Genomic DNA, 22,348 nt, shown 5'->3' with positions numbered 1-22,348 from the left:
CATCGAACGAGGGGAGCCCGATGACCGACCCGGCCGAGCACGCACCCGTACACCCCGACTACCCCGTACGGACGAAGCGGCTGACCCTGCGGCCCGTACGGGCCGGCGACCTGGACGCGATCCACGCCCACCGCAGCCTGCCCGAGGTCGCGCAGTACCTGCCGCACGAGCCGCACACCCGGGAGGACACGCAGCGCACCCTGGAGCGGATGATGGCCGGGGAGGCGCTCGCGGAACCCGGCGACTGGCTGGACCTCGCCGTGGAGGCCGAGTCGGGCCGGGTGGTGGGGGAGGTGCTGCTCAAGAGGGACGACAAGGCCCCGCTGACCGGGGAGGTCGGCTTCGCCTTCCACCCCGAGGTACACGGCACCGGGATCGCCACGGAGGCGGTCAGGGCAGCCCTGGACGTGGCCTTCGACAGCTTCGGCTGGCACCGCGTCACCGGCGTCTGCTGCGTGCAGAACACCGCTTCGGCGGCGCTGATGCGCCGCATCGGCATGCGCCACGAGGCCGTCTGCCGCCAGGACGTCCACCGCAAGGGCGCCTGGCGCCACTCCTCGCGGTTCGCGGTCCTCGCCGCCGACTGGCGTCGGCCCAGGGTGCGTTCGGCCGACGAGAAGGCCGTCGACGCAGCCGCCACTGCCTTCTACGCGGCCTTCACCCGCCGCGGGGGAGAGGCGGTCGCCCTGGACGGGGCGCGCGCGGTGCTCGCCCCGGGCGCGGTGATCGAGCGGGTCGCCGACGACGGCACCGTCGACCGGATGGACGTCGAGGAGTTCCTCGCGCCGCGCCTGGCCCTGCTCAACGGGACGGAGCTGACCGAGTTCACGGAGATCGAGGTGGCGTCGACGACCCTGGTGGCCGCCGGGACCGCGACGCGGTCCGGGGAGTACTTCAAGTGGGGTGTCCGTGACGGCATCCCCTTCTCCGCCTGGGGCCGCAAGACGTTCCGCCTGGGCAACCACTCCGGATCGTGGCGGATCGACGCCCTCATATGGGCGGACGAGCCCGCATCCTGACCCCGGCCGGGCCGCGGGTTCCCGCCCGCCCCACGGAACGGGCGGGAACCCCTGCACGGCGCCGGCCGGCTACTGCTTGTTCTTCGCGAGGTCTTCCTGGAAGGCCTTCGCGCAGACCGGTCCGGTGTCCGTGGCGACGAACTGGACGATCTGCAGGGGGCCGGCGCCGTGGTAGCTCGCCTTCACGCTCCAACCGCTCTTGTCCAGCGTCTTGATGACCGAGCCCTGCTGCTCGAAGGCCCGGCCTTCCTTCCAGCCGCCCTTGGCCAGCGCGGAGACGGTGTCGTCGTAGGACTTCTTCGAGTCGGCGGCCTTCTTGGCGTCGGCGGCCCAGGAGACCATGCAGGACTTCAGGTTCGGCGGGACGTCGTTCCCCGGCTTCTCCGTGTATCCGGCCGCCGTGGCCGCGGTGTCGATCTCCTTCTTGACCGCGGCCGCGTCCAGGGACCCGCCCTTGCCCGAACCCGTCCCCGTACCGGTCCCCGCCGCCGGGGCGGAGGCTCCGGCCGCGGGGGCGTCGGTCCCCTTGCCCTTGTCGGAACCGCCCCCGCTGCCGCATCCGGCGACCAGCAGCACCACACCGGCAGCCGCGGCCGCCCACTTCGCCTTGCGCACTACTCTCCCGCTTCCACGCGCACGCGGGCCCGATGCCCCCGTGACCAAGGACGCAGTCTGTCATGCCATGGCCAAAACCTTGCGCACCGCTGCCCTTTCGGGGTGTTGCCGCCCGGGCACGACGGCGGACTGCGGACGGCTGCCTGCGGCGGACTCCGGACGCGGGGCTCACTCGACCACGAGATCGGCGCGGCTGCGCCCCGACGCGATCAGCCGGGCGTTGGCCTCGTCGGAGCGGGCGACCCACGCCTCCGCGTACGCCCGCTCCTTGCCGTGCCGCACATGGCGGTCGACCAGCCGCCGCACGCGCAGCCCGTCGTCGGGCGCCAGGAACCACACCTCGTCGAGCAGCGGTGCGACGGCCGCCCAGGGGCCCGCCCCGTGCAACAGGTAGTTCCCCTCCGTGATCACCAGCGGGACGTCCGGGCCGACCGGGATGCTCCCGGCCACCGGCTCCTCCAGCGAGCGGTCGAACGCCGGCGCGTACACCACCTCCCCGGCGTCCGGCTCGCGCAGCCGGCGCAGCAGGGCCGCGTACCCGGCCGCGTCGAAGGTGTCCGGTGCGCCCTTGCGGTCCGCCCGGCCCAGCCGCACCAACTCGGCCTGCGCGAGGTGGAACCCGTCCATCGGCACGACCACAGCCCGTCCCGGCCCGAGCACCGCCGCCAGGTGCTCGGCCACCGTGGACTTCCCCGCACCCGGCGCCCCCGCGATCCCCAGGATCCGTCGGCCGCCCGCCGCCGCCAGGCGCCGGGCCCGCTCCTCCAGCTCTGCCCTCTCCATGCCCCCATCCTGGCGCAACCGGTGTCCGAGGAGGCCGCCGGCCGGACAGAATCCCCGCGGGGCAGGCGTCCTCGGCTACGGCCTGCGCGGCAGCCTCGCCCGGGTCGCACACCGGCCCGGCCGGGGCGCCGCCGTGACCGCCGTCGCAGAACCGGACCCCCGGGCCCGGTCCGACGCCCGCGCCGCCTTCCCGCAGGCACGCCTGCACACCGACCACCGCGAGGTCCTCGACGCCCGGGACGCCGAGAGCGGTCCCTGGCCGCCGCACACCCAGCGGGCCCTGAACCCCGTGATCGACGTCGAGGACGTATCCCTCGTCAACCTGCGCCTCGCCAACGGCGTCCTCGCCGCCTACCAGCAGTGCCACTTCACCCCCGACTACTGGCGCAACCACACGGTCATCGGCGACGCGGGCCGGCTGGAGCACTTCGGCGACGGCCCCGGCAGCGCCGTGAAGGTGTGGAACTCCCGCCGCTCGGGCTACCGCCCCGAGCCGGACGCCACCCACCCCGTGGCGCGCACCGCCCGTGCGGGCGGCCACGGGGGAGCGGACACGGCGCTGATCGACGAGTTCCTGCGCTTCGTCCGCGAGGGCGGTACGACGGACACCTCACCGGTCGCCGCCCGCATGGCCGTGGCCGCGGGCTGCGCGGCCACGGAATCCCTGCGCAACGGAGGGGTCCCGCGCCGCGTCACCCCCCTCGCCCCCGACCTCGCCTCCTCCTTCGACCGGGGCTACCCGCCCGGGCGGGTAGCCCCCCAGCGGGCCCCGGCGGTCCCCTCAGGCCCGCCTCAGTTCGCACGTCCCGTCCGTGCACGAGCGGCGCAGCCGCCCGGCCGAGACGGTCTCGGCGAGGCCGATCGCCCAGCACATCGGGCAGCCGCGGAGCGCGACGAGGCCGACCGGGGCGAGCAGCAGGCTCACCGGGCCGGTGACCGGCAGCAGCGCCAGCGAGGCGGCGAGCGCGCCGAATCCCAGTGCTCCGCGGGCCAGATGACGCGGGACGGAGGCGCTGGCGAAGCCGCCGCGCGCCGCCGCGCCGCGGGCCTTCGGGGTCGGGTCATTTCGCACCGTCGGCTCCCCTCGTTCCGGCCGGTTCCTCGCTCAGCGCCGCCCGCACGGCCGTACGGGCCCGGTGCAGGCGGGACTTCATCGCCGCGGTGCTCAGCCCGAGCCGGTCGGCGACGGTGCGGCCGGGCAGGCCCTGGATGTCCCGCATGACCAGCACCTGCCGCTGGTCCTCCGGCAGGGCGGCCACGGCTGCCGCGACGCGTTCGGCCTCCAGGCGGACCAGGACGTCCTCCTCGGCGGACCGGGCGGTGCCGCCGAGCGCGTCGACCCGGTCGGCCGTGCCGTCGAGCCGGCCGGGCCCGTCGGCCGGTGCGCGGTGGATCAGGCCACGGGTGCGGCGCAGGCACTCGTTGCGGACGATCCGGAACATCCACGAGGCCAGCGCCCCGGAGGCGCGCAGCATGCCGATCTTGCGGTAGAGGATGATCAGCGCTTCCTGGGCGGCGTCCTCGGCGTCCTGCGGTGAGGCGCACAGCGAGTGCGCGAACCGGTGCACGTGCGGCGAGGAGCCGTACACCAGCGCCGTGAGCGCCTCGAGCTCGCCGCGCTGCGCCGCGGCCACCAGGGTGGCGCCGGGCCAGCTGCGGTCAGCCACGCCGACCCCTGCGGCGGCGCAGCAGCGTGACGGTGCAGGCGCACAGCAGCAGCGCGGCGGCTGCGCCGGCGATGACGACGGTGGTCATGGGGTCCTCCCGGTGGGTACGCGGCGGACACGGTCGTCCGCACGCCCATGAGAGGCGCGGCGGCCGCAGAAGGATTCACCCCCGCCCCGGGAATCCCGCCGGGCGGGGGCCGTCCTGGCGGTCGGCGCGCACGCCGAGGGATTCGATGACGCCCCGCCAGGTCCTGCGGTAGCCGTCGCGGAGCGGGCCGCCGACGAGGGCCAGGACCTGCGCGGCCGCTTCGGCCAGACCGGTCGGGTCGCCGCTGCCGCACAGCGCGCGGTGGCCGGCGAGGAGGGCGCCGCCGCGTTCCGGGTCGGCCTCCCGCAGCCGCCGCGGGAGCCACTTGCCGCCGCCGGCCCACGCCCGGTGGTGGTCGAAGAGCAGCTCGGCGGCATGGCCGAGGACGGTCCCGCCGACCGCGAGCCGCTCGTACGGGTCCTGCGCGTCCGCCAGGTCGTCCAGCGCGTCGGTGAGCACGTACCGCTTCGTCTCGACCGCATCCGCCCCCAACTCCGGGGGCCCCGCCAGCAGATCGGCCTCCGCCAGCGCGCGGGCCCGCCCGGCCTCCCCGCCGGTGTCGACCAGCACGAGCCCGGTGGCATACATGCTCTGCAGCACCGCGCGCCGGGAGGCGACGTCCGCGGCGAACAGCTCGGCGAGACCCTCGCGGGTGTGGACGAACAGCTCCACGAGGCGCCCCTCGACCCGGACCGTCTCCCGGTACGTCTCGCCCCCGTCGGCGACGAGCACCGCCAGGTCCAGATCGCTGCTCGCCGTGGCCCGCCCCGCGGCGGTGGATCCGGCCAGAACGGCCGCGAGGGCTGCGGGAAACCGGTCGTGGACGATGCTGCGGGCCAGGTCGAGGGGTGCGCGGTGAGGGATCATGGCGGCAGTATGGCAGCGCCCGCGGACCGGGCCTCAGCCGGCGATCGGGTACAGGGTGCCGCGCCGGCCCTCCGCCGAGGCCAGCCATTCCAGCTTCGCCGCCGTGTCGGTGGCCGGCCACGGGGTGTGCAGCACGATCGACAGGTCGGGGCGGGCCGGCACCCGGAGCTGCGTCGACTCGAAGAACAGCGTTCCCACGACCGGGTGTTCCAGCTCCTTGCGCATCTGTCCGCCCGGCTGGACGTCCTGCTGCTCCCACAACGCGGCGAACTCGGGGCTGAGTTCCTTCGCCTCCTCGACCACCGCCATGAACCCCTCGTCCTCGGGCCCCTCCGAGCACGCCGCCCGGAACTGGGCGACCACGGTGCACGCGATCTCCTCCCAGCGCTTGGAGCGGGACCGGTACAGCGGATCGGTGAAGAACGCGATCAGGCAGTTCTGCACGATCTCCGGCCGCATGCCGAGCACCATCGCGGCCGCGTCGTTGTACATCACCGTGTTCCAGTACGCGTCCATGATGTGCGCCGGGAACGGCATCCACGCGTCGATCAGCCGCTGCAGCCCGTCGCACATGTTCCGGTCGGCCGGCGCCACCTGCAGCGCCGGCGGATTGAGCCCGGCCAGGACGTACAGGTGGCGGCGCTCCGCGCTCGACAGCTTCAGCACGCGCCCCACGGAGTCCAGGACCTGAGGCGACACGGTGATGTCCCGCCCCTGCTCCAGCCACTGGTACCAGGAGACCCCCACCCCGGCGAGCACGGCCACCTCCTCGCGGCGCAGCCCGGGCGTGCGGCGGCGGGCCCCGCCGTCCGGCAGGCCGGCCTGCGCGGGCGTGACCCGCGCCCGTCTGCTCATCAGGAATTCCCGCAGCTCGGAACGGCGGTGCTTGTCGATCGGCGTGGCCACGAACTCCCCCTGTCGTCTGCCTGGTGGTGCCACCAACAGGATAAGTTCCCACTCTCCACGGTCATTCCGGGGCCGCGAGGGTGGAGCCATGGCAATCGACACCCAGACGACGACCCCCCGTGCGGCCGAGACCCGCACCGGTACCACGGCCGGGAGCGGCGCCGCGGTACCCGCCGGCGCCGCCGATCGGCTCACCGGCCGGGCCAAGCTGGTCCTCTTCGTGCTCTGCGCCGCCCAGTTCATGGTGGCGCTCGACTTCTCCGTACTGAACGTGGCCCTGCCCGCCCTCGGCAAGGACCTCGGCCTGAGCCGGTCCGCCCTGCAGTGGGCGGTCACCGCCTTCGCCCTGCCCTCGGGCGGCTTCCTGCTCCTCTTCGGCCGGATCGCCGACCTCTTCGGCCGCAAGAAGCTCTTCCTCATCGGCCTCGCCGTCTTCGGCGCCGCCTCGCTCCTCGCCACCCTGGCCTGGAACCCGGCGGCCTTCCTGGCCGGGCGCGCCCTCCAGGGCCTGGGCGCCGCGGTGATCGTGCCGACCGGCATGTCGCTGCTGACCACCACGTTCCCCGAGGGCCCGCTGCGCGACAAGGCGCTCGGCATCTCCGGCACCCTGCTGTCCCTCGGCTTCACCGTCGGCATGGTGCTCGGCGGCGTCATGACCGACACCCTCGGCTGGCGCTCCACCATGGGGCTCCTCGCCCTCACCGCCGTGGTGGTCCTCGCCCTCGCCCCCGGCCTGCTGCCCGAGTCGCGGACCCCGCAGCGGCCGCGCCTGGACGTACCGGGTGCGGTCACCGTCACCGGCGGCCTCCTCTCCCTGATCTACGCCCTGTCCACGGCGGCCCAGCGCGGCTTCGGCGACGCCGACGTGTGGGGCACCCTCGCCGCCGGGGTGGTCCTGCTCCTCACCTTCGTCGCCGTCGAGTCGAAGGCCGCCGCCCCGCTGGTCTCGCTGCCGATGCTGAAGCGGCGCACGGTCGCCTGGGGCAACGCGGCCGGTCTGGTGACCTTCGCGATGATGTCCACGGTCATCTTCGTCCTGACGCTCTACCTCCAGGAGACCCTGCACCTGTCCTCCTTCCGGACCGGCCTGGTCTTCGGCGTCCAGGGCGTCGCGTCCGCCTTCGCCGGCTCGTACGCCCCCAAGGTCATCGGCCGCTTCGGCGCCCGGCGCACCCTGATCGCCTCCCTGCTCGGCCAGGGCGCGTTCACCGGGGCGCTCCTCGCGGTCGGCTCCGGGTCGGGGGCCCTGATGGCGACCGTCGCCGTGTCGGTGGCCAGCATGTTCCACCTCGGCGCGATCATCGCGTACGGCCTCGTCTCGACGAGCGGGCTGCGCGACGAGGAGCAGGGGCTGGCGGCCGGGCTGGTCACCACCACCCAGCAGGTCGGCCTCACCATCGGCATCCCCCTGCTGGGGGTCCTGGCCACCACGCAGGCCTCGCTGTTCGACGGGGTGCGCACGGTCCTCGCGATCGACGCGGCCCTGGTCCTCGCGGCGGCGGTCCTCGTCGGCATCGGGCTGCGCGACCGCGCCGCCGAGTGAGCCGGCGGCGTACCGCAGCGGCCCCGGCACGGCGGCCGCAGCCGCAGGCGCCGGCGCAGACGGCGGACGGGGGACCGGCTCACCGCCGGTCCTCCGTCCGCCCGTCGGGGCCGCAGCACCTCAGCCGATCAGGGCCTGCTCGATCTGCCGGGTGGTCTGCCGGGCCACCCGCGGCTCCGTCGCGGCGTGGTGCACGTAGGCGTTCAGGCCCGTGGCCAGCGCCCAGCCCCGCCCCCTGGCCCAGGTGGCGTCGTCGACGCCGAGCGCCGTACGGAAGGCGGCCCGCGCCCTGCCCGTCAGCAGGGTGAAGGCGAGGGTGAGATCGCAGGCGGGATCGCCCGTGCCGAGCTCGCCGAAATCGATGACCGCGCTGGGCCGCCCCCCGCAGGTCAGGACGTTTCCGGTGTGGAAGTCGCCGTGGTACCAGACCGCAGGCCCGTCCCACGCCCCGGCCCCGAGCGCCTCCTCCCACAGCCTGAGCAGGGCCCCCGAGTCGAACACACCGGCCGTACGGCGGATCGCGGCCCGCGTGGCGGCGTCCCGCCCGGACAGCGGCCGGCCGGCCGGCTCCGCGGGTGCGCCGGCCGTGGGAATCCGCTGCAGGGCGGTCAGGAACCCGGCCAGGGCCTCGGCGGCCGGCACGGATCCGGCGAGGGCCTCGACCGTGGCGACCTCGCCGTCGAGCCAGCGGGACACCGCCCAGGGCCACGGATACCGGAGGCCGGGCCGGCCCGCGGCCACCGGCTCCGGAACGGCCAAGGGCAGGTGGCCGGCGAGCCGCGGAAGCCACCGCGCCTCCTTCTCGGCCTGCCCGACGGCGTCCGCGTGCCGCGGCAGCCGTACGGACAGCTCCGGCCCCAGGCGGTGGATCACGTGGTCCGACCCGCCGGGCGCCACCGGCCGCAGGGGCAGATGCCCCCACTGCGGGAACTGCGCCCGTACCAGCCGCCGGACCAACTCCGTGGTGATGACGGGCCGATCCGCGCCCTCCACCGGCATCCCCCCTCCCCGCCGTGCCCGGCCGGGCACGAGTGGTTGCAGGCCATCCCACCCCCTCCCCGGAGGGCCTGTCGACCGGATTTCCGCCGCGCCGCGCCCCTCCTGGCGGGCACACCATCACCCAGGCACCCAGGCACCCAGGCACCCAGGCACCCCGGCACCCTCTCAGCCGCGCAGGCTGCGCGCACTGTGGCCCCGGCGGGCCACCGCCGCCGCCGGCGGCCGCGCGGTCGTGCGCAGCAGGTGCTCGGCCTGTTCCACCCGAAGGTCCTGCACCAGGCGGACGGGGGAACAGCCGGACGTACGGGTCACCGCGCGCTGGAGGGTGCGCTCGCTCACCCCCGGCGCGCGGGTGGCCTGCGCGGGGGACAGCGGCTCACCGATCCGGGCGCGCACCCTTGCTCGAACGCCAAGAAGACCAGCGGGTCGTGCCGGGCGAGCGCGCTCGGGATCCTGTACGCGGCCTGTGAGGCGCGGTCGTCCACCACGAGGTGGCACCACGCCAGGTCGGCGAGGGCAGGGCTGTGCAGTCGTACGACCGCCGGCGCCAGGTCGAGGTGTCCGAACGCGGCGGCGCCAGTCACCAACCTGCGCCGCCCTGCGGCCCTGACCGCGGCCCGGGCGGACCGGCTCAGTCCGTCTCGGCCTCCAGGGCCGCGGCGGCCCGGGGCACGACGGGCGGGCCCGGGGCCAGCTGCCGGCGGAGGAAGGCGACCATCCTCTCCCGGGCCTCCAGGGCGAGGTGGCCGGGGGTCTCGCGGACCTCGCGGGTCAGCACCGAGTGGGCCCGCCGGCCGAAGCCGCCGCCGTTGCCCGGCCCGGAGTCGAGCTCGATGTACTCGAAGGCCTCGCCGAGCCGCTCGCGCAGGGTGGCGAACCGCTGACCCGGGGCCAGGCCGTCCTCGGAGAACCGCAGCCCCAACACGCACAGCCCCTCGTCCCGGGTGCGCCGGGCCACGTCGAGCAGCTCGGCCTCCGACAGGCCCGGGTCGGCGCGGTGCGCGGCCGTCAGCGGCAGCGGCAGCGAGGGCTGGCTGAGCACCGCCGCAAGCACCGCACCCTCCACGGCGGCGGCCAGGGCGAACCCGCCGGAGAAGCACATCCCGACCACCCCGACGCCCGGGCCCGGGGTCCGCTCGCCCAGGCGGTGCGCCAAGGCCCGGACCCAATCCGCCACGGGGCGGCGCGCGTCCGTCGCGAAAGCCGCGAACTCCCGGGAGACGCAGGCCCGCGCGATGGACACCGCGGCCCGCGGGTCGGCATCGGAGCGCCCCGGCACGCCGAACAGCGACGGGAGCACCACCGTGAACCCGCTGTCCACCACGTGCTGCGCCAGGCCGAGCACCGCCGGGGTGATGCCGGGCAGCTCCGGCAGCAGGACCACGCCGGGCCCCTCGCCCTGCTCGTAGCAGTCGTGGGTCATGCCCTGCCAGGAGAACGGCTCCCGGCGCCAGGCGTCCAGGGTGGATACGGGCGGTGTTCCGCTCAAGGTGACCTCTCAGGGGTGGGGGGCGAGGTGCTGTCCGGCCGTGCTGCGCCGGATTCCACCGGCAGTATCCACCCGTTGCCCGGTGGGGGACCCCGCGGGGGCGGCCTCCTCCGGAGCCGGCCCGGGCGGCCGCACGGACGGCGGCCCAGCCACCGCCCGGCGGCGCAGGGCGCGCGGGCCCCACCAGTTGACGTCGCGCAGCAGCGTCATCGTGGCCGGCACCAGCAGGCACCGCACCAGCGTGGCATCGACCACGACCACCACCGCCAGTGCGACGGACAGCTGCTTTACCACCGTCAGCTCGCCCGTGGCGAACCCGATGAAGACCACGCACATCAGCGCCGCCGACGAGCTGATGATCCGGGCGGAGCGCTGCAACCCCAGCTCGACGGCGCGGTCGTTGCCGACGCCCGCGTCGTACAGCTCCTGGATCCGGCAGAGCAGGAACACCTCGTAGTCCATCGACAACCCGAAGGCCAGGGCGAAGACGACGACGGGCAGCCAGTACCCCAGCCCGCCCAGCGTGTGCACCCCCAGGAGCCCGGCCGCCCACCCGTCCTGGAAGACCAGCACCAGCGCGCCGAACGACGCCCCCAGCGACAGGGTGTTCATCGCGACCGCCTTCAGCGGCAGCAGGACCGAACCGGTCATCAGGAACAGCAGCACGCAGGTGGTCAGCCCGATCAGGGCGGCCGCGCGCGGCGCGTGCTCGGCGACCTCCGCCCGGAAGTCCACGTCCACCGCGCTGCGCCCGGTGACCCACGCCGGGAAGCCGGCCGGCCGCGCCTCGCGCAGCCGGTGCACCAGCCGCTCCGCCGGCGGGTCCCCGTCGCCGGCCCGAGCGGCCGCCGGTACGACCCGTACGACGGCGAGGCCCGGCGCCGCGGCCGTGGCCCGGCCCACCTCCTGCACCTGCGGCAGGTCCCCGAACCGGTCGGCCCACGCCTGGAGGCCGGCCGGACCGGTCCGGGCCACCACGACCACGGCGTCGGCCCGGTGCTGCGGGAACCGCGCCGCCACCAGGTCTGCGTACCGACGGGCCTCCGCCCCCGGCGGCAGCTGCTGCTCCCCGACCGGGCTGACCAGGTGGACCCGCAGGAACGGCGCGGCGCAGGCGAGCAGCAGCACCCCCACCCCCAGCGCCGCCGGCAGGGCGTGCCGGCGCGTCCACCGGGCCAGCCGGGCCGCGACACCGCCGCTGCCGCCCCCGGCGCCCGCGGCGCGCTCCCCGGCGGCGCCGATCCGGTGCGGGAACGCGGCCAGCAGCGCCGGGGTCAGCGTCAGCGCGGCGGCCAGGGACAGGGCGACCGTCCCGGCCGCGGCCAGGCCGATCGCGGCGTAGAAGTCGCTCGGGAACGCGGCGAGTCCGCACAGCGCGGAGGCGACCACCAGGGCGGCGAAGCCCACCGAGCGCCCGGCGCTGCCCATCATCCGGACCACGGCCTCCTCCACCGGCTGCCCGGCCGCCCGCTCCTCCCGGAACCGGCCGACCATCATCAGGGAGTAGTCGACGGCCAGGCCCAGCCCGATCATCGTGGTCGTCGACAGGGCGGGCGAGGTGACGTCGTACCAGCGCGACAGCAGGAGGAGCCATCCCATCCCCGTCACGACGGTGCTCACCGCCGCCAGAAGCGGGACCGAGGCCGCCGCGAGGCCGCCGAAGAGCAGGTACACCGCCACCAGCGTCACCGGCAGCGTGATCAGCTCGCTGCGCCGGGTGTCGGCCACCGACCGGGCGGCGACCGCGCGGCGCGCCCGGTCGTTGCCGCCGAGCGTCACCCCGCTCCCCGGCACGGCGTCGGCGATCCGGCGCAGCCGGGCCTCGGCGGCCGCTTCGGAGCGCTGCCGCGCCGCGTCCGTGAGACCCCGCGCGAACCGTACGGTGACCAGCGCGGCCCGCCCGTCGGCGGCGACGTCGGGATCCCCGCGGACCGCCCCGCCCGGTGCCGGGGCGGGTACCGGTGCCGGTGCGGGTCCGACGGCCGTGGCCGGCACGCTCACGCCCTGCACCCCGCCGATGCCGCCCAGATCCCGCCGCACGGCGGCCAGTTCGCGCCGCAGCCGCGGGTCGGACACCGCCACCCCGGCCACCACGGCGTCGACCTGCCCGCCGTACGGCCGGGAGTCCTCCAGCAGCCGGCTGCCCCGCACCGACTCGTGCGGGGCGACGCTCCAGGCCTGCCGGTCCAGGCGGCCCAGCACGGGACCGACCGCGCCCAGCCCGGCCACCACGAGCACCAGCCACGCCGCCATCACCAGGCGGTGGCGGCGGACGCAGAGCCGGGCGAGCCGGGCCGTCGGGCAGCGGCCGGCAGGCCGGCGGAGGGCGGCGAGGGGGCGGGGGCGGCGGTCACGCCGGGGGACGTCCATCCGGGCAGCTTGGCCGACCGTGCCGCCCGGGCCGCGGCGACCTGCCCCGCGATGATCGAATCGGCCCCACCGTCACCCGGACACCCCACACGGCGGTGCTGGCGGGGTATCCGGGCGGTGCCCCGGCTCAGGGGCAGGGCTGATGGCTTCAGGAGGAGGGACTCACCTGCACCGTCGTGAGCGCGCCCCCCGAGGCCTCCTTCACCACCGCGATCCGCGTCCCGGTGTCCGGCACCTTGACCCCGACCTGCGGCAGCTCCGCGTTCCAGTACGAGCCCCTGTGGTCGTCGAAGACGGGGACCCCCGGCCGCGGCGGAATCACGGTCGGCGCGCCCGCCTTGTGCAGGACGATCCGGTCGCTCGCCCGCAGCGAGAACGGCGCGTCGAAGGTCTGCGCCCGCGCGTTCAGCAGCGAGCCGTCCGCGTGCCGCAGCGGCTCCGGCCGGGCGTCGACCGGCAGCAGCAGCCCGCCGCCCGGGTGGGCCTTGGTGGTGTTGTCGCTGTAGGCGGTGTCCCACAGCCAGATCAGCACACCCTGCTGGTACGGGTAGAACTCCACCTGGTCCCCGGTGAAGCCGAAGTTGTAGGGGCCGGTCTTCAGCTGGGTGCCGTAGCCGGTGTAGCGCCGGTTCTCCACCAGGTAGGCGCGCGGGTGGCGTTCGCTGCCCGTGCGGCCGTCGGTGCGCGACCACTTGAGCGCGCTCCAGCCGTTCGCGCCCTGCTCCGCGCCGTCGTGGAGCAGTTCGCGCCCGCCGGCGGTGATCCGGAGGTCGTCGAGGGTGACGCCCTTGCCGTGGGTGTTGCCGTCGGACGTGACCCGCAGCCGCAGCTGGAAGCTCTGCCCCGCGAACCGGTCCAGCGGCACGCCGAGCTCCGTCCAGCCGGATGAGGTCCCGGACACGCCCTTCGCCGGGATGGCCGTGCCGCCGACGGTGCCGGGCAGCGGTGTCCAGCTCGTGCCGCCGTCCGTGGAGGCCTCCACCGTCAGGAAGTCGAAGTCCTGCTCGATGTCGTACCAGAGCCGGGCGTCCAGCCGGGCCGGCCCGGACACGCCGGTCAGGTCGACCGTCCGGCCGAGGGTGTTGTCCATGAAGTCGCCGGTGCCGCTCCACCACTGGCTGGCGCCCTCGTACGGGTCGATCAGCTCGGTCCGCGTCTCCGAAGGCGGCAGGTGCACCAGCAGCGCCTGCGGGTCCTCGGTGTTGTAGCCCGACACGCCGAGCACCGCGCGCGTCCGGCGGCCCGCGTCGGCCTCGGTGTACTCGAGCCAGCCGAGCTGGAGCTTGCTCCACGGATCGAGGTCGCCCGGCCAGGCGCCGGTGGTGTTCCGGCCCTTGGCCAGGTACGAGCCCGAGGACATCAGGGACCAGAAGTTGACGCTGTTGTCCCCGTCCGAGCTGTACAGGTCGGGCAGGCCGAGGTCGTGCCCGAACTCGTGGGCGAACAGGCCGGCCCCGCTGTTCTCGCCGCCGGTCAGGTAGTCGCCGGCCCAGATGCCGGAGTCGCCGATCGGCGTGCCGCCGGCCTTGTTGCCCTCGGGGCCCGCGCTGCCGGCCTGGTTCCAGTACGCGAACCACCGGTGCGCCCAGACGGCGTCCTTGCCCTGGGCGCCGCCGCCCCACGTCTGGTCCTTGCCGGCGTGCACGACGACGAGGTGGTCGAGGTAGCCGTCCGGCTCGTCGAAGTTCCCGTCGTGGTCGGCGTCGTAGCGGTCCCACACGTCGTACTCGGCGAGCTGCGCCTTGATCTGCTCCGGCGTACGGCCCTTCGCGCGCTCGGCGTCGTACCAGGCGGCGGTGGCGTCCCGGACCAGGTCCCAGTTGGTGCGGCACTGGCCCGGCTCGGAGCAGTTGTCGGTGCCGTAGCGGGCCTCGTTCCAGGGCAGCTTCACCCAGTCGGAGACGGTGCCGTCCATGTCGTAGCGGCCGGAGGACTGGAGCCGGTAGTAGGCCCGCATCGAGGCCGATTCGGGGTCGGCGGAGAAGAACTGCTTCTCGTAGAAGGACCGGTCGAAGTCCTTGCGCCACAAGGTGTGGTTGTCGTTCGCGGCCGGCTTGCCGATGGTGTTGTGGCGGGGGCCGGGGGTGCCGCCGAAGCGGGGCTTGCCCTCGAACTCGGTGGTGGTGTCCACCTGGTCGCCGAACTCCGCCAGGATGACGAAGACCTTGTCCTTGCGCTCCTGGGCGAGTTCGACGTACCGCTTGCCGACCTTGGCCTGGCGGGGGAGCGTGCCGTCCGCATCCGCCTTGACGGCGGCGGCCGGACCGCCGGCCGCGACGCTCTCCAGCGCCTGCCGGCGCAGGGCCTGCCGCTGGAGTTCCAGGGGCGCGGGCGGGGGTGCGGCGGCGTGCTGCTCGGCCTGCTGCTGTCCGCCCGGGGAAGGGGGCGGCGGCGCGGTGGCCGCGAGCGCGGGGGTGGAGAGGAGGGCGAGCGATATCGCCGCTCCCACCACAGCGAGTCTGCGCAACGTGGCGGACCTTTCCGTGAGTTGGGACGGGGGAGGAGGATGGAGCGCAGGTAATATTTCACATGTCACAGGTGATGGATAGGGGGTCGTCCGTGAGGGGTCGTCGGGTGAGGAAGCGATGACAGTTCGTCCATGAGGCGTTCGACGTACAGCGAGGGCGGTGCGGTAGCCGGCCAGGCACTCGGGCACCGCCCGCAGCCTCCGGGCGGGCGCCGCCCAGTCCTGCGCCGTGAGGGTCGGCGTCAGCGCGAACACCTTCCGCACGCGGTGCAGCGGCGAGGTGGAGTTGTCCACCGCGCGCAGGTGCTCCCCGGCCTCGTACTGGGCGATCTCCGCCTCCAGCCGCTCGCGCGCAGCCGCGCGCACCGCCGCTCGGCCGCGGCCGCGCTGTCCGCGGTGCGGTCGGCGGCGGTGGCGGACGTCTCGGAGACGGTCAGGCGGCGCAGGGTCGTACGGGCCAGGTCGGCCAGGGCGCGGGCCCCGTCGGGGGAGAAGTCCGGCAGCCGGGCGTGCGACTCGGGCACGCCGAGCATCGTGCCCGTGATCGGGTCGAGGGCCGCCAGGGCGTCGACGTGGTCGTCGGAGGTCCGGCGGGGCAGCTCACGCGGGTTCCTCGGCATGCCGTACGACGGCCCGCCCGGCGGTGGGCCGAGTCCGGGCCGGGGGTTGTGGGCCGGTATTCCCCTGCGGAAGAGGCCTGAAGCCCGACCGGGCGGGCTGCCGGTCGGGCTCCAGGCCTCTCGTCGTACGTGCGGTGCGTACGGTGCGCCGTGCGGATCAGGCCGTCACGGGCTCCTGTGCCGCGTCGGCCGTCTCCTCGGGGCGGGGGATGCGGTGCAGGCCCTTGCGGTCGTAGAAGCGGGTCATGCCGAAGCCGAAGACCAGGGAGACCGCCAGCGCGATGCCCATCGCGGCCCAGGCCCGGGTCAGGCCCGCGTCGGCCTGGGCGCCGTAGTAGAGGATCGAGCGCAGGCCGCCGGTGAGCTGGCGCAGGGGCTCGAACTCCGAGAGCGTGCGGAAGAACCCGGGCAGCGCCTCGAGCGGGACCGTGGCGCCGGAGGACGGGACGGCCATGGCGATGAAGACGATCGTGGAGAGCAGCATGCCGGGGGTGCCGAAGACGGCGAGCAGCGCCAGGCCGCTGATGCCGACGACCGCGATGGTGGCGACCGAGTACAGCCACAGCAGGCCCAGGTGGGAGGCGTCCATGTCGAGGAGGCCGACGGTGGTGGCCTCGACCAGGGAGCCCATGACCACGGACAGGCCGAGCATGATGACGGTGTTCACGGCCAGGGTGCGCACGCGGCTCGTGTGGCGGACGGGCGTCCGCCGGCGGAACGGGCCGAAGTCGGTGTGCAGGTAGCCGAGGGCGTTGTCGACCTGGGAGTTGACCACGTTGGCGGCGAGCATGCCGCAGACGAGCAGGACCAGGGCGTAGTAGAAGGCGCTCAGGCCCATGGCGCTGCGGGCGCCGAGCGGGTGGCCGTCGGCGACCTCGACGGCGACCGGGTCGGCGAGCATCAGCTTCGCGGCCGGGGCGAGCTGGGCGCCCTGGCCGGCCGCGCGCCCGAGCAGGTCCTTGCCGAGCTGCGCGGACGCGGCGTGGGCGGCCTTCTGGGCGGCGCCGCTGGCCATGGAGGAGCCGATGCTGCCGGCGGACTGGTTGGTCAGCACGGTCAGGGTCGGCCGGGCCGGCTGCGGCTGGGCCTGGCCCTGGCCCTGCGGCTGGGTCTGGCCCTGCGGAGCCTGGCCCTGTGCCTGGGCCTGGCCCTGGCCCTGCTGCGGGGCGGCGGTCAGGCCCGCCACCGAGGTGGTGAAGTCCGCCGGGACGACCAGCGCGCCGTAGAGCTTGCCCTGGCCGAGCCGCTTGTCGGCCTCCTGCCGGGTCATGGTCTGCCAGGAGATGCTGCGGTTGCCCGCCGCGGACTTCTCGATGCCCGCGACGACCTGCTGGCCGACGTTGACGTGCTTGCCGCCGTTGTCGGCCCCGCGGTCGCTGTTGACCAGGGCGACGGGCAGGTCCCGCAGGTTGCCCTTGGGGTTGACGTTGCCGCCGACGTAGAGCAGCGCGAAGAGGGTGGAGACCACCGCGAGGATGAGGCCTGAGCCGATCCACAGCTTGGGGCTGCGGAGTACGGAGGAGGGCTGAGGGGAAGACATGGCTGCTCCGTCACATCGAGTAGCTGGATATCCGGGCTATCCAGAACTAGATAGTGGCAGTATCTTGCTTGTGTGTCCAGTCGGACCGGCGCCCGCCGGGCCGCACCACCGCGAGGAAGCCGCATGAAGATCTCGGAGCTCAGCCGCAGCACTGGCGTGCCGGTCGCCAGCATCAAGTACTTCCGGCGGGAGGGCCTGCTGCCCGCCGGCCGCGCGACGGCCGCGACCCTCGCGGAGTACGACGAGGAGCACGTCCACCGCCTGCGGCTGATCAAGGCGCTGACCAGCCTCGGCGGGCTCTCCATCGCCGCGACCCGGGAGGTGCTGGCCGCGGTCGACCGGGCCGACACCACCGACGGCACCCTCGGGGCGATCAGCTATGCCCTGCCGGTGCCCGTCGCCCAGGCGCCGGCCGGCGACCCCGAACGGGAGGCGGAGGACGAGGCCGCCGCCGCGGCGGACGTGGCCGAGCTGATCGAGGCCATGGACTGGCAGGTCCCCGACACCTCCCCGCACGTCGGGGGCCTGGCCGGCGCCCTGAAGCAGCTCCGCCGGCTCGACCCCGGCTACCGGCCCGGCGGCCTCGTCGCGTACGCGGAGCTGGCCCACTCCATCGCCCGGCTGGACCTGGAGCGCGCCTCCACGCTCGACGATCCCGCGGCACTCGCCGAACGGGCCGTCATCGTCTTCGCCCTCTCCGCGCCCGTGCTCGAACTGCTGCGGCGACTGGCCCAGGAGGACCTGGTGCGCCGCCGGACCGCCGAGTGCGGCGCCCCGCAGCCGGAGGCCGGCGGGCGCTGATCAGATGCGGAAGACCCGCGCCAGGTGGTCCACCAGCACGGTGGTCCGCTCCGGGACGCTCAGCGGGGAGAGCCGCGTGCCGAGGTGGCCGTCCGGGCGGACGACGAAGGCCGCCGAGCCTTCGGTCCGGTACCGCAGGGCGAACTCGCCCCTGCTGTCGACGAAGACCGGCAGGGGCGCGCCGTCGGCGTCCGTCGCCCCGTACCGGACGTCGGACTCGGCCTCGGCGCCCGCGTCGGCGCCCGTGTCGACGCCCGTGCCGGTGTCGGTGTCGGCGTCCGTTTCCGTGGCCGTGTCGCTGTCGGCCGGGCCCGCGAGGACGACGAACGCCGGCATCGGGGCCGTACCGGTCGAGCGCCGCACCCCGGCGACGAGCTCGCCGCAGGAGGCCACCGCCGCGGGCGAGTCGGCGTACAGCACCAGCACGTGCCCGCGCTCGCGCAAGAGGTCGTACAGCCGCAGCGGCACGGCCGCCACCGCGGAGGTCAGACCGCCGCAGTCGGGGGCCCGTTCGCCCGGGCCCGGGCCGTCCGCCCCGGCCGCCCCCGGCCCCACGATGGGGCTGTCGGGGTACGCCACCAACAGCTGCGCCTCGCGGAGCATGACGGTGGAGGGTTCGTCCGGGTCCGCCTCCACGCCCTGGGCGGCGTGCCGCACCGTGCGGCCGACCACCTCTTCCCCGACGGGGCGCCGCTCGGCGTCGTAGCTGGCGAGCAGCCGCGGATGCGCGCTGCCGTCCAGGGCCAAGGCCAGCTTCCAGGCCAGGTTGTAGGCGTCCTGGATGCCGGTGTTCATCCCCTGGGCGCCGGTCGGCGGGTGGATGTGCGCGGCGTCGCCCGCGACGAAGACCCGGCCGTCGCCGTACCGGTCGACCAGGCGGTGGCTGATGCGGAAGACGGAGGACCAGCGCATCGCCGACGCCGTGGTGGGCTCGGGCGACAGCCGGTCCAGGACCGCCTGGATGTGCTCGATGCCGGGCGTGCGGCCGGCCTCCAGGCCGTGGCCGATGCCGTCCTGCTGCGCCGCGGCCTCCGCGGAGAGCTCCGGCGGCACCAGCATCGACATGCGGTAGCGGTGGCGTCCGGGCAGGGGGATGCAGACCAGGACGTCGTCCACCGCCCCGTCGACGCCGTGGTGCACGGAACGCACCCCGTACCCCTGTGGCAGGCCCCAGTCGACCTCCACGTCCGCGAGCATGTACTCCTCGGGGAGCGCGCCGCCCTCGAAGGCCAGCCCGAGGGACTTGCGGACGGTGCTGTGCGCCCCGTCGCAGCCGACCAGGAACCGCGAGCGCAGCTCCTGCTCCTCGCCTTCGGCCGTCATGATCCGGCAGACGACCCCGTCCGCGTCCTGGGTGAAGGACACCAGCTCGGTGCCGCGCTCGACGGCGGTGCCGAAGCGGGCCAGGTGCTCCTCGAGGATGCGCTCGGTCTCGTACTGGGGCAGGGCGGCGAACCCGTACGGCACCTCGGGGGGCAGCCGCAGGTCGATGCGGCCCTGCGGGGCCCCGTCGAGGTACATCAGCTGGCCCCGCAAGGGGACGGCGGCCTCCAGGGCGGCGCGGACCGTGCCCATGCGGTCCCAGACCTCGAGGGTGCGGGGCTGGATGCCGACGGCCTTGGCGTAGGGGAGGCGGGCCGGGAGCCGGTCGATGATGCGGCAGTCGACGCCTTGGCGGCGCAGCTCCGCGGCTGCGGTCAGCCCGACGGGGCCGGCGCCCACGATGAGCACATCGGTATCCGCCACTGGCCTCTCCCGCCGAAGGCCCCCCTGGCTGCCGCCCTTCCATGGTCGGGCCGCCGCCCCGGTCCGGCGACTCGGCCCCACCCCTGCCGGGTCCCGCTGCGCGGCCGCTCCCCTCCCCGCCCCTTCCCGCAACCGGGTCCTGCGGCCCCGGCCCCCGCCGCGGGGCTGCGCCCCCGCAATCCAGCCCGCGCGGCGTTTGAGCGCACCGGGCGCGAAGCGCACGGAAAAGGGGTCCGGGGGCGGAGCCCCCGGTTTCGGGAAGGGGCGGGGAGGGGAAGAGGCTCCGCGCAGCGGCGGCGGCCGACGCTGCCGCTAGAGGCGGGTGTCGATCACCGTGCGCAGTTTGCCGCTGGTCGGGATGCGGTCGAGGGCAGAGCCAGGGACCGCCTCCACCGTGAGGTCCAGCAGCCGGGCCTCCACCGCCGAGCGGAGTTCCGGATAGCCGGCCAGGAGCACCTCGCGCAGCCGGGCGGGATCCGTCGTCGCCGTGCGCTCCACCCGTACGGTGAGCCGCTCGCGCGCGGCCCCCGACCCGATCAGGATCTGCAGCTCCCCGCGGTGGCCTCCCTCCTCCTCGGCCAGGGCCACGAAGCGGCGGTGGTTCAGCAGGTACGTCGCGACCCGCATGACGTCACCGGTGCGGCCCTGCAGTTCGAACCGCGGGGCGTGGCTGCCGCACGGGCAGCGCCCGGGGACGGCCCGGCCGAGGTCGCCTATGACGTACCGGCCCAGGTACTGGCCGCGGCGGGCGTGGGTGGTGAAGACCAGGCGGCCCGTCTCGCCCGGGGGCACGGGCCGGTCCTCCGCCACGTCGAGTATCTCCAGCGTGTGCAGGTCGGCGTGGAGGTGGTGGACTCCGCCGGTGCTCTCGGTGCACTGGTAGCCCAGCGGGCCGAGGTCGGTGCTGCCGTAGGTGATGGAGCGGACCACCTCGATGCCGAACTCCTCCTTCAGCACCCGCTGCTGCTCCGGCGTGAAGTGCTCGCCGCCGTAGAAGACCTTGCGCAGGCCGCCGTAGGCGCGCAGCGCGTCGGCCTCTGCGTGCAGCAGCTGCCACAGGTACGAGGGCATGCCGAACAGCGTGTCGGCGCCGTGGTCGATCAGCGCCTGCGCCGTCTCGCGGTGGTCCGGGCCCGCGGCGAGCGGCAGTTGGACACCGCCGAGCCGCTCGAGGACGGAGAAGAAGCTGATGAAGCTGCCGTACATGCCGCCGCAGTAGAAGAGGTTGGCGGTCCGGTCGGCGACCGGGTCGTAGCCGGCGGCGAGCAGGCCGCGGGCCGCGGCGTGCATCTGGGTGTCGTAGTCGTCGTAGCTGAACAGCGACAGCGCCGGGGCGCCGGTGCTGCCGCCGCTGCGGAAGTACAGCTCGGCGTCGGCTCGGGCGACCTGCCCGTTGAGGGCCTGGACCTCTTCCTTGCCCCGGAGCGGGCCGGAGGGCTGCGGCAGGACGACGGGACGGGCCAGGTCGTCCAGGCAGGCGGTGGTGGCGAAGAGCTCCGGGTCGGCCTGGACGGCGACGCGGCGGCTGTAGCGCTGGAGCGCGTACACGCCGTCGTGCGGCTCGCCCGCGTAGCTCTCCAGCATGGAGCCGACCGGCGTGACCCGGGTGACCCCCGCGGCCAGGGCGGTGCGGGAGAGCTCGGCGATGTCGCCGCGGGAGCCCGCGATGCCCGCGGTCTGCAGGTAGCGCCGCATGGGCCGCAGGGTGGCGATCAGCTGCTTGCGCGGCAGCGGCTTGACCCACACGCTGCGGTGCAGCGGCGAGGCGGTGAGCGGGGAGCGGACGTCGGCCATGACCCGCCACCCACCGTCGGCCGCCGCGAACACCCGGGTCAGGCCGAGGTGTTCCTCCAGGCGGGCCACCAGCTCGGTGGTGGTGAGCTCGGCCTCCTCGGCCGGGTCCGGCTCCTCGACGCCGAGGCCGCCCGCCGCGGCAGGCCGGGCGCCGAGCACGGCGGCGAAGCGCTCGGCGAACGCGAACACCTCGGCCTCGTCCTCGGTGTCGAGGTAGACCACCTGCGGGCTGGAGCAGGCCTGCTGCTCGTACAGGCAGACGTCGTCCGCCAGGGCGCCCAGCACGGCCGGCTCCGACCACGCGTCGGCCGTCAGGTACGCGAAGGAGATCCGGTGCCCCCACTCCACCAGCCGGCACCCGGCCGGCACGTGGGCGGCGACCCCGGCCACCGCGCTCTCCCCGCCCCACACGGCGACGGCGTCGGCCGGCGCACACATCAGGCGCAGCCACTCCTGCCGGGAGGAGGGGAAGCGCAGCACCATCACCCGCGCCGCCAGGGCCCCGCTGGGGTCCAGGGCCGCCAGCTCGGCCATCAGGTGCTGGGTCAGGAGGGTGTCGGCGCTGCTGGTCTTCAGCACGTTGACGTTCCCCGCGAGCAGGCCCTCGACGATGCTCAGCGGGGCGACGGTCGCCGCGTTGCCCGGCGCGATGTGCGCGACCATGCCGACCGGCGCCCACGCCTCGTAGACCGTCTCCCGCGGGTCGGCCCGGTTCAGCCGGCCCGGTGCGGCGCTTCCCAGTTCCCGGCGGAGCTTGCGGCTCAGCTCGCGGCGCCCCAGCAGGCGGCCGAGCTCGCCGAGGACCGCCGGGTCCTCGCCCTCGGGCAGGTGCGCGGCCAGCCGGGTGCGGACCGGGTGCTCCGGGTCGAGCAGCGCGCCGGCGAGGGCGTCGCAGGCGGCCAGGACGGTCTCGGTCTCCAGCGGGGCGGCCAGGGCGGCCTCGACCGCGGCCGGCAGGTCCGCCAGCCGGCGGCCGGCCTCCTCGTCGCCGACGAACGCGCCCTGCCAGTAGTGGTGGTGGTCGTCTCGCATGG

Annotated in this window: 17 protein-coding genes and 2 pseudogenes; 4 read left to right on the top strand and 15 right to left on the bottom strand. The window is 75.1% G+C overall.

Annotated elements, in window-relative coordinates; translation table 11 throughout:
- Positions 1 to 20: 20 nt before the first annotated feature.
- Positions 21 to 1,019, top strand: a complete 999-nt coding sequence (locus AB0953_RS13795; protein ID WP_366859652.1) for a GNAT family N-acetyltransferase — start codon at positions 21 to 23, stop codon at positions 1,017 to 1,019.
- Positions 1,020 to 1,088: 69 nt separating this feature from the next.
- On the opposite strand, the gene AB0953_RS13790 is transcribed toward AB0953_RS13795, so the two are convergent.
- Positions 1,089 to 1,634 carry a hypothetical protein gene (locus tag AB0953_RS13790; protein WP_366859651.1) on the bottom strand — a complete coding sequence of 182 codons (546 nt, stop codon included), beginning with the start codon at positions 1,632 to 1,634 and terminating at the stop codon, positions 1,089 to 1,091.
- A gap of 168 nt (positions 1,635 to 1,802) precedes the next feature.
- A complete protein-coding gene (locus tag AB0953_RS13785; RefSeq protein ID WP_366859650.1) occupies positions 1,803 to 2,417 on the bottom strand; it encodes a nucleoside/nucleotide kinase family protein in 615 nt (204 codons plus the stop codon).
- Positions 2,418 to 2,499: 82 nt separating this feature from the next.
- On the opposite strand from AB0953_RS13785, the pseudogene AB0953_RS13780 reads away from it, so the two are divergent.
- Positions 2,500 to 3,153 (top strand): annotated as a pseudogene (locus AB0953_RS13780) (Gfo/Idh/MocA family oxidoreductase); the annotation flags it as partial.
- 45 nt (positions 3,154 to 3,198) lie between these two features.
- Here the strand turns inward: AB0953_RS13780 and AB0953_RS13775 are convergent.
- The 4 genes from AB0953_RS13775 to AB0953_RS13760 all read right to left on the bottom strand — a co-directional run bounded on the left by AB0953_RS13775 (position 3,199) and on the right by AB0953_RS13760 (position 5,894).
- A complete protein-coding gene (locus AB0953_RS13775; RefSeq protein ID WP_366859649.1) occupies positions 3,199 to 3,489 on the bottom strand; it encodes a hypothetical protein in 291 nt (96 codons plus the stop codon).
- Complete coding sequence (locus tag AB0953_RS13770) at positions 3,479 to 4,084, bottom strand: sigma-70 family RNA polymerase sigma factor (protein WP_366859648.1); 606 nt, start codon at positions 4,082 to 4,084, stop codon at positions 3,479 to 3,481. Before AB0953_RS13770 ends, AB0953_RS13775 begins: the two co-directional genes overlap by 11 nt.
- 163 nt (positions 4,085 to 4,247) lie before the next feature.
- Positions 4,248 to 5,039 carry a nucleotidyltransferase domain-containing protein gene (locus tag AB0953_RS13765; RefSeq protein ID WP_366859647.1) on the bottom strand — a complete coding sequence of 264 codons (792 nt, stop codon included), beginning with the start codon at positions 5,037 to 5,039 and terminating at the stop codon, positions 4,248 to 4,250.
- 33 nt (positions 5,040 to 5,072) lie between these two features.
- Positions 5,073 to 5,894, bottom strand: a complete 822-nt coding sequence (locus tag AB0953_RS13760; RefSeq protein WP_366859754.1) for a helix-turn-helix transcriptional regulator — start codon at positions 5,892 to 5,894, stop codon at positions 5,073 to 5,075.
- Positions 5,895 to 6,033: 139 nt separating this feature from the next.
- Between AB0953_RS13760 and AB0953_RS13755 the strand changes: the two genes are divergently transcribed.
- Positions 6,034 to 7,488: an MFS transporter gene (locus tag AB0953_RS13755; RefSeq protein ID WP_366859646.1), complete on the top strand. Its 1,455-nt coding sequence runs from the start codon at positions 6,034 to 6,036 to the stop codon at positions 7,486 to 7,488.
- A gap of 120 nt (positions 7,489 to 7,608) precedes the next feature.
- On the opposite strand, the gene AB0953_RS13750 is transcribed toward AB0953_RS13755, so the two are convergent.
- The 7 genes and pseudogenes from AB0953_RS13750 to AB0953_RS13720 form a co-directional block, all read right to left on the bottom strand.
- Complete coding sequence (locus AB0953_RS13750) at positions 7,609 to 8,487, bottom strand: aminoglycoside phosphotransferase family protein (protein WP_366859645.1); 879 nt, start codon at positions 8,485 to 8,487, stop codon at positions 7,609 to 7,611.
- A gap of 165 nt (positions 8,488 to 8,652) precedes the next feature.
- Complete coding sequence (locus AB0953_RS13745) at positions 8,653 to 8,883, bottom strand: helix-turn-helix domain-containing protein (protein WP_366859644.1); 231 nt, start codon at positions 8,881 to 8,883, stop codon at positions 8,653 to 8,655.
- A 235-nt stretch (positions 8,884 to 9,118) separates the two neighbouring features.
- Positions 9,119 to 9,976 carry a dienelactone hydrolase family protein gene (locus AB0953_RS13740; RefSeq protein ID WP_366859643.1) on the bottom strand — a complete coding sequence of 286 codons (858 nt, stop codon included), beginning with the start codon at positions 9,974 to 9,976 and terminating at the stop codon, positions 9,119 to 9,121.
- 9 nt (positions 9,977 to 9,985) lie between these two features.
- On the bottom strand, positions 9,986 to 12,346 hold the full coding sequence (locus AB0953_RS13735; RefSeq protein WP_366859642.1) for an MMPL family transporter: 2,361 nt from the start codon (positions 12,344 to 12,346) through the stop codon (positions 9,986 to 9,988).
- A 148-nt stretch (positions 12,347 to 12,494) separates the two neighbouring features.
- Positions 12,495 to 14,795: an immune inhibitor A domain-containing protein gene (locus AB0953_RS13730; protein WP_366859753.1), complete on the bottom strand. Its 2,301-nt coding sequence runs from the start codon at positions 14,793 to 14,795 to the stop codon at positions 12,495 to 12,497.
- A gap of 168 nt (positions 14,796 to 14,963) precedes the next feature.
- Positions 14,964 to 15,433, bottom strand: a pseudogene (locus AB0953_RS13725) (DUF885 family protein); the annotation flags it as partial.
- A 157-nt stretch (positions 15,434 to 15,590) separates the two neighbouring features.
- On the bottom strand, positions 15,591 to 16,973 hold the full coding sequence (locus AB0953_RS13720; protein ID WP_366859641.1) for a DUF3533 domain-containing protein: 1,383 nt from the start codon (positions 16,971 to 16,973) through the stop codon (positions 15,591 to 15,593).
- A gap of 123 nt (positions 16,974 to 17,096) precedes the next feature.
- Between AB0953_RS13720 and AB0953_RS13715 the strand changes: the two genes are divergently transcribed.
- The gene (locus tag AB0953_RS13715; protein ID WP_366859640.1) at positions 17,097 to 17,774 is read left to right on the top strand and encodes a MerR family transcriptional regulator; all 678 of its coding nucleotides are present in this window, start codon (positions 17,097 to 17,099) and stop codon (positions 17,772 to 17,774) included.
- Here the strand turns inward: AB0953_RS13715 and AB0953_RS13710 are convergent, their stop codons facing one another.
- Complete coding sequence (locus tag AB0953_RS13710) at positions 17,775 to 19,520, bottom strand: FAD-dependent monooxygenase (RefSeq protein WP_366859639.1); 1,746 nt, start codon at positions 19,518 to 19,520, stop codon at positions 17,775 to 17,777.
- Positions 19,521 to 19,832: 312 nt separating this feature from the next.
- Positions 19,833 to 22,346, bottom strand: a complete 2,514-nt coding sequence (locus AB0953_RS13705) for an acyl-CoA reductase (RefSeq protein ID WP_366859752.1) — start codon at positions 22,344 to 22,346, stop codon at positions 19,833 to 19,835.
- Between the last annotated feature and the right edge of the window lie 2 nt (positions 22,347 to 22,348).

It is taken from the genome of Streptomyces sp. NPDC046866 (assembly GCF_040704625.1).
In the GTDB taxonomy this organism is placed as follows: Bacteria; Actinomycetota; Actinomycetes; order Streptomycetales; family Streptomycetaceae; genus Streptomyces.
Note: the sequence above shows the minus strand (reverse complement) of the source record. Positions and strands in the feature narration are given on the sequence as shown.

Bases quoted from the DNA above. Each gene is read 5' to 3' on its own strand.
- AB0953_RS13795 (WP_366859652.1), top strand. From the start codon at position 21: ATGACCGACCCGGCCGAGCACGCACCCGTACACCCCGACTACCCCGTA.
- AB0953_RS13785 (WP_366859650.1), bottom strand. From the start codon at position 2,417: ATGGAGAGGGCAGAGCTGGAGGAGCGGGCCCGGCGCCTGGCGGCGGCG.
- AB0953_RS13765 (WP_366859647.1), bottom strand. From the start codon at position 5,039: ATGATCCCTCACCGCGCACCCCTCGACCTGGCCCGCAGCATCGTCCAC.
- AB0953_RS13760 (WP_366859754.1), bottom strand. From the start codon at position 5,894: ATGAGCAGACGGGCGCGGGTCACGCCCGCGCAGGCCGGCCTGCCGGAC.
- AB0953_RS13755 (WP_366859646.1), top strand. From the start codon at position 6,034: ATGGCAATCGACACCCAGACGACGACCCCCCGTGCGGCCGAGACCCGC.
- AB0953_RS13750 (WP_366859645.1), bottom strand. From the start codon at position 8,487: ATGCCGGTGGAGGGCGCGGATCGGCCCGTCATCACCACGGAGTTGGTC.
- AB0953_RS13735 (WP_366859642.1), bottom strand. From the start codon at position 12,346: ATGGACGTCCCCCGGCGTGACCGCCGCCCCCGCCCCCTCGCCGCCCTC.
- AB0953_RS13720 (WP_366859641.1), bottom strand. From the start codon at position 16,973: ATGTCTTCCCCTCAGCCCTCCTCCGTACTCCGCAGCCCCAAGCTGTGG.
- AB0953_RS13715 (WP_366859640.1), top strand. From the start codon at position 17,097: ATGAAGATCTCGGAGCTCAGCCGCAGCACTGGCGTGCCGGTCGCCAGC.
- AB0953_RS13705 (WP_366859752.1), bottom strand. From the start codon at position 22,346: ATGCGAGACGACCACCACCACTACTGGCAGGGCGCGTTCGTCGGCGAC.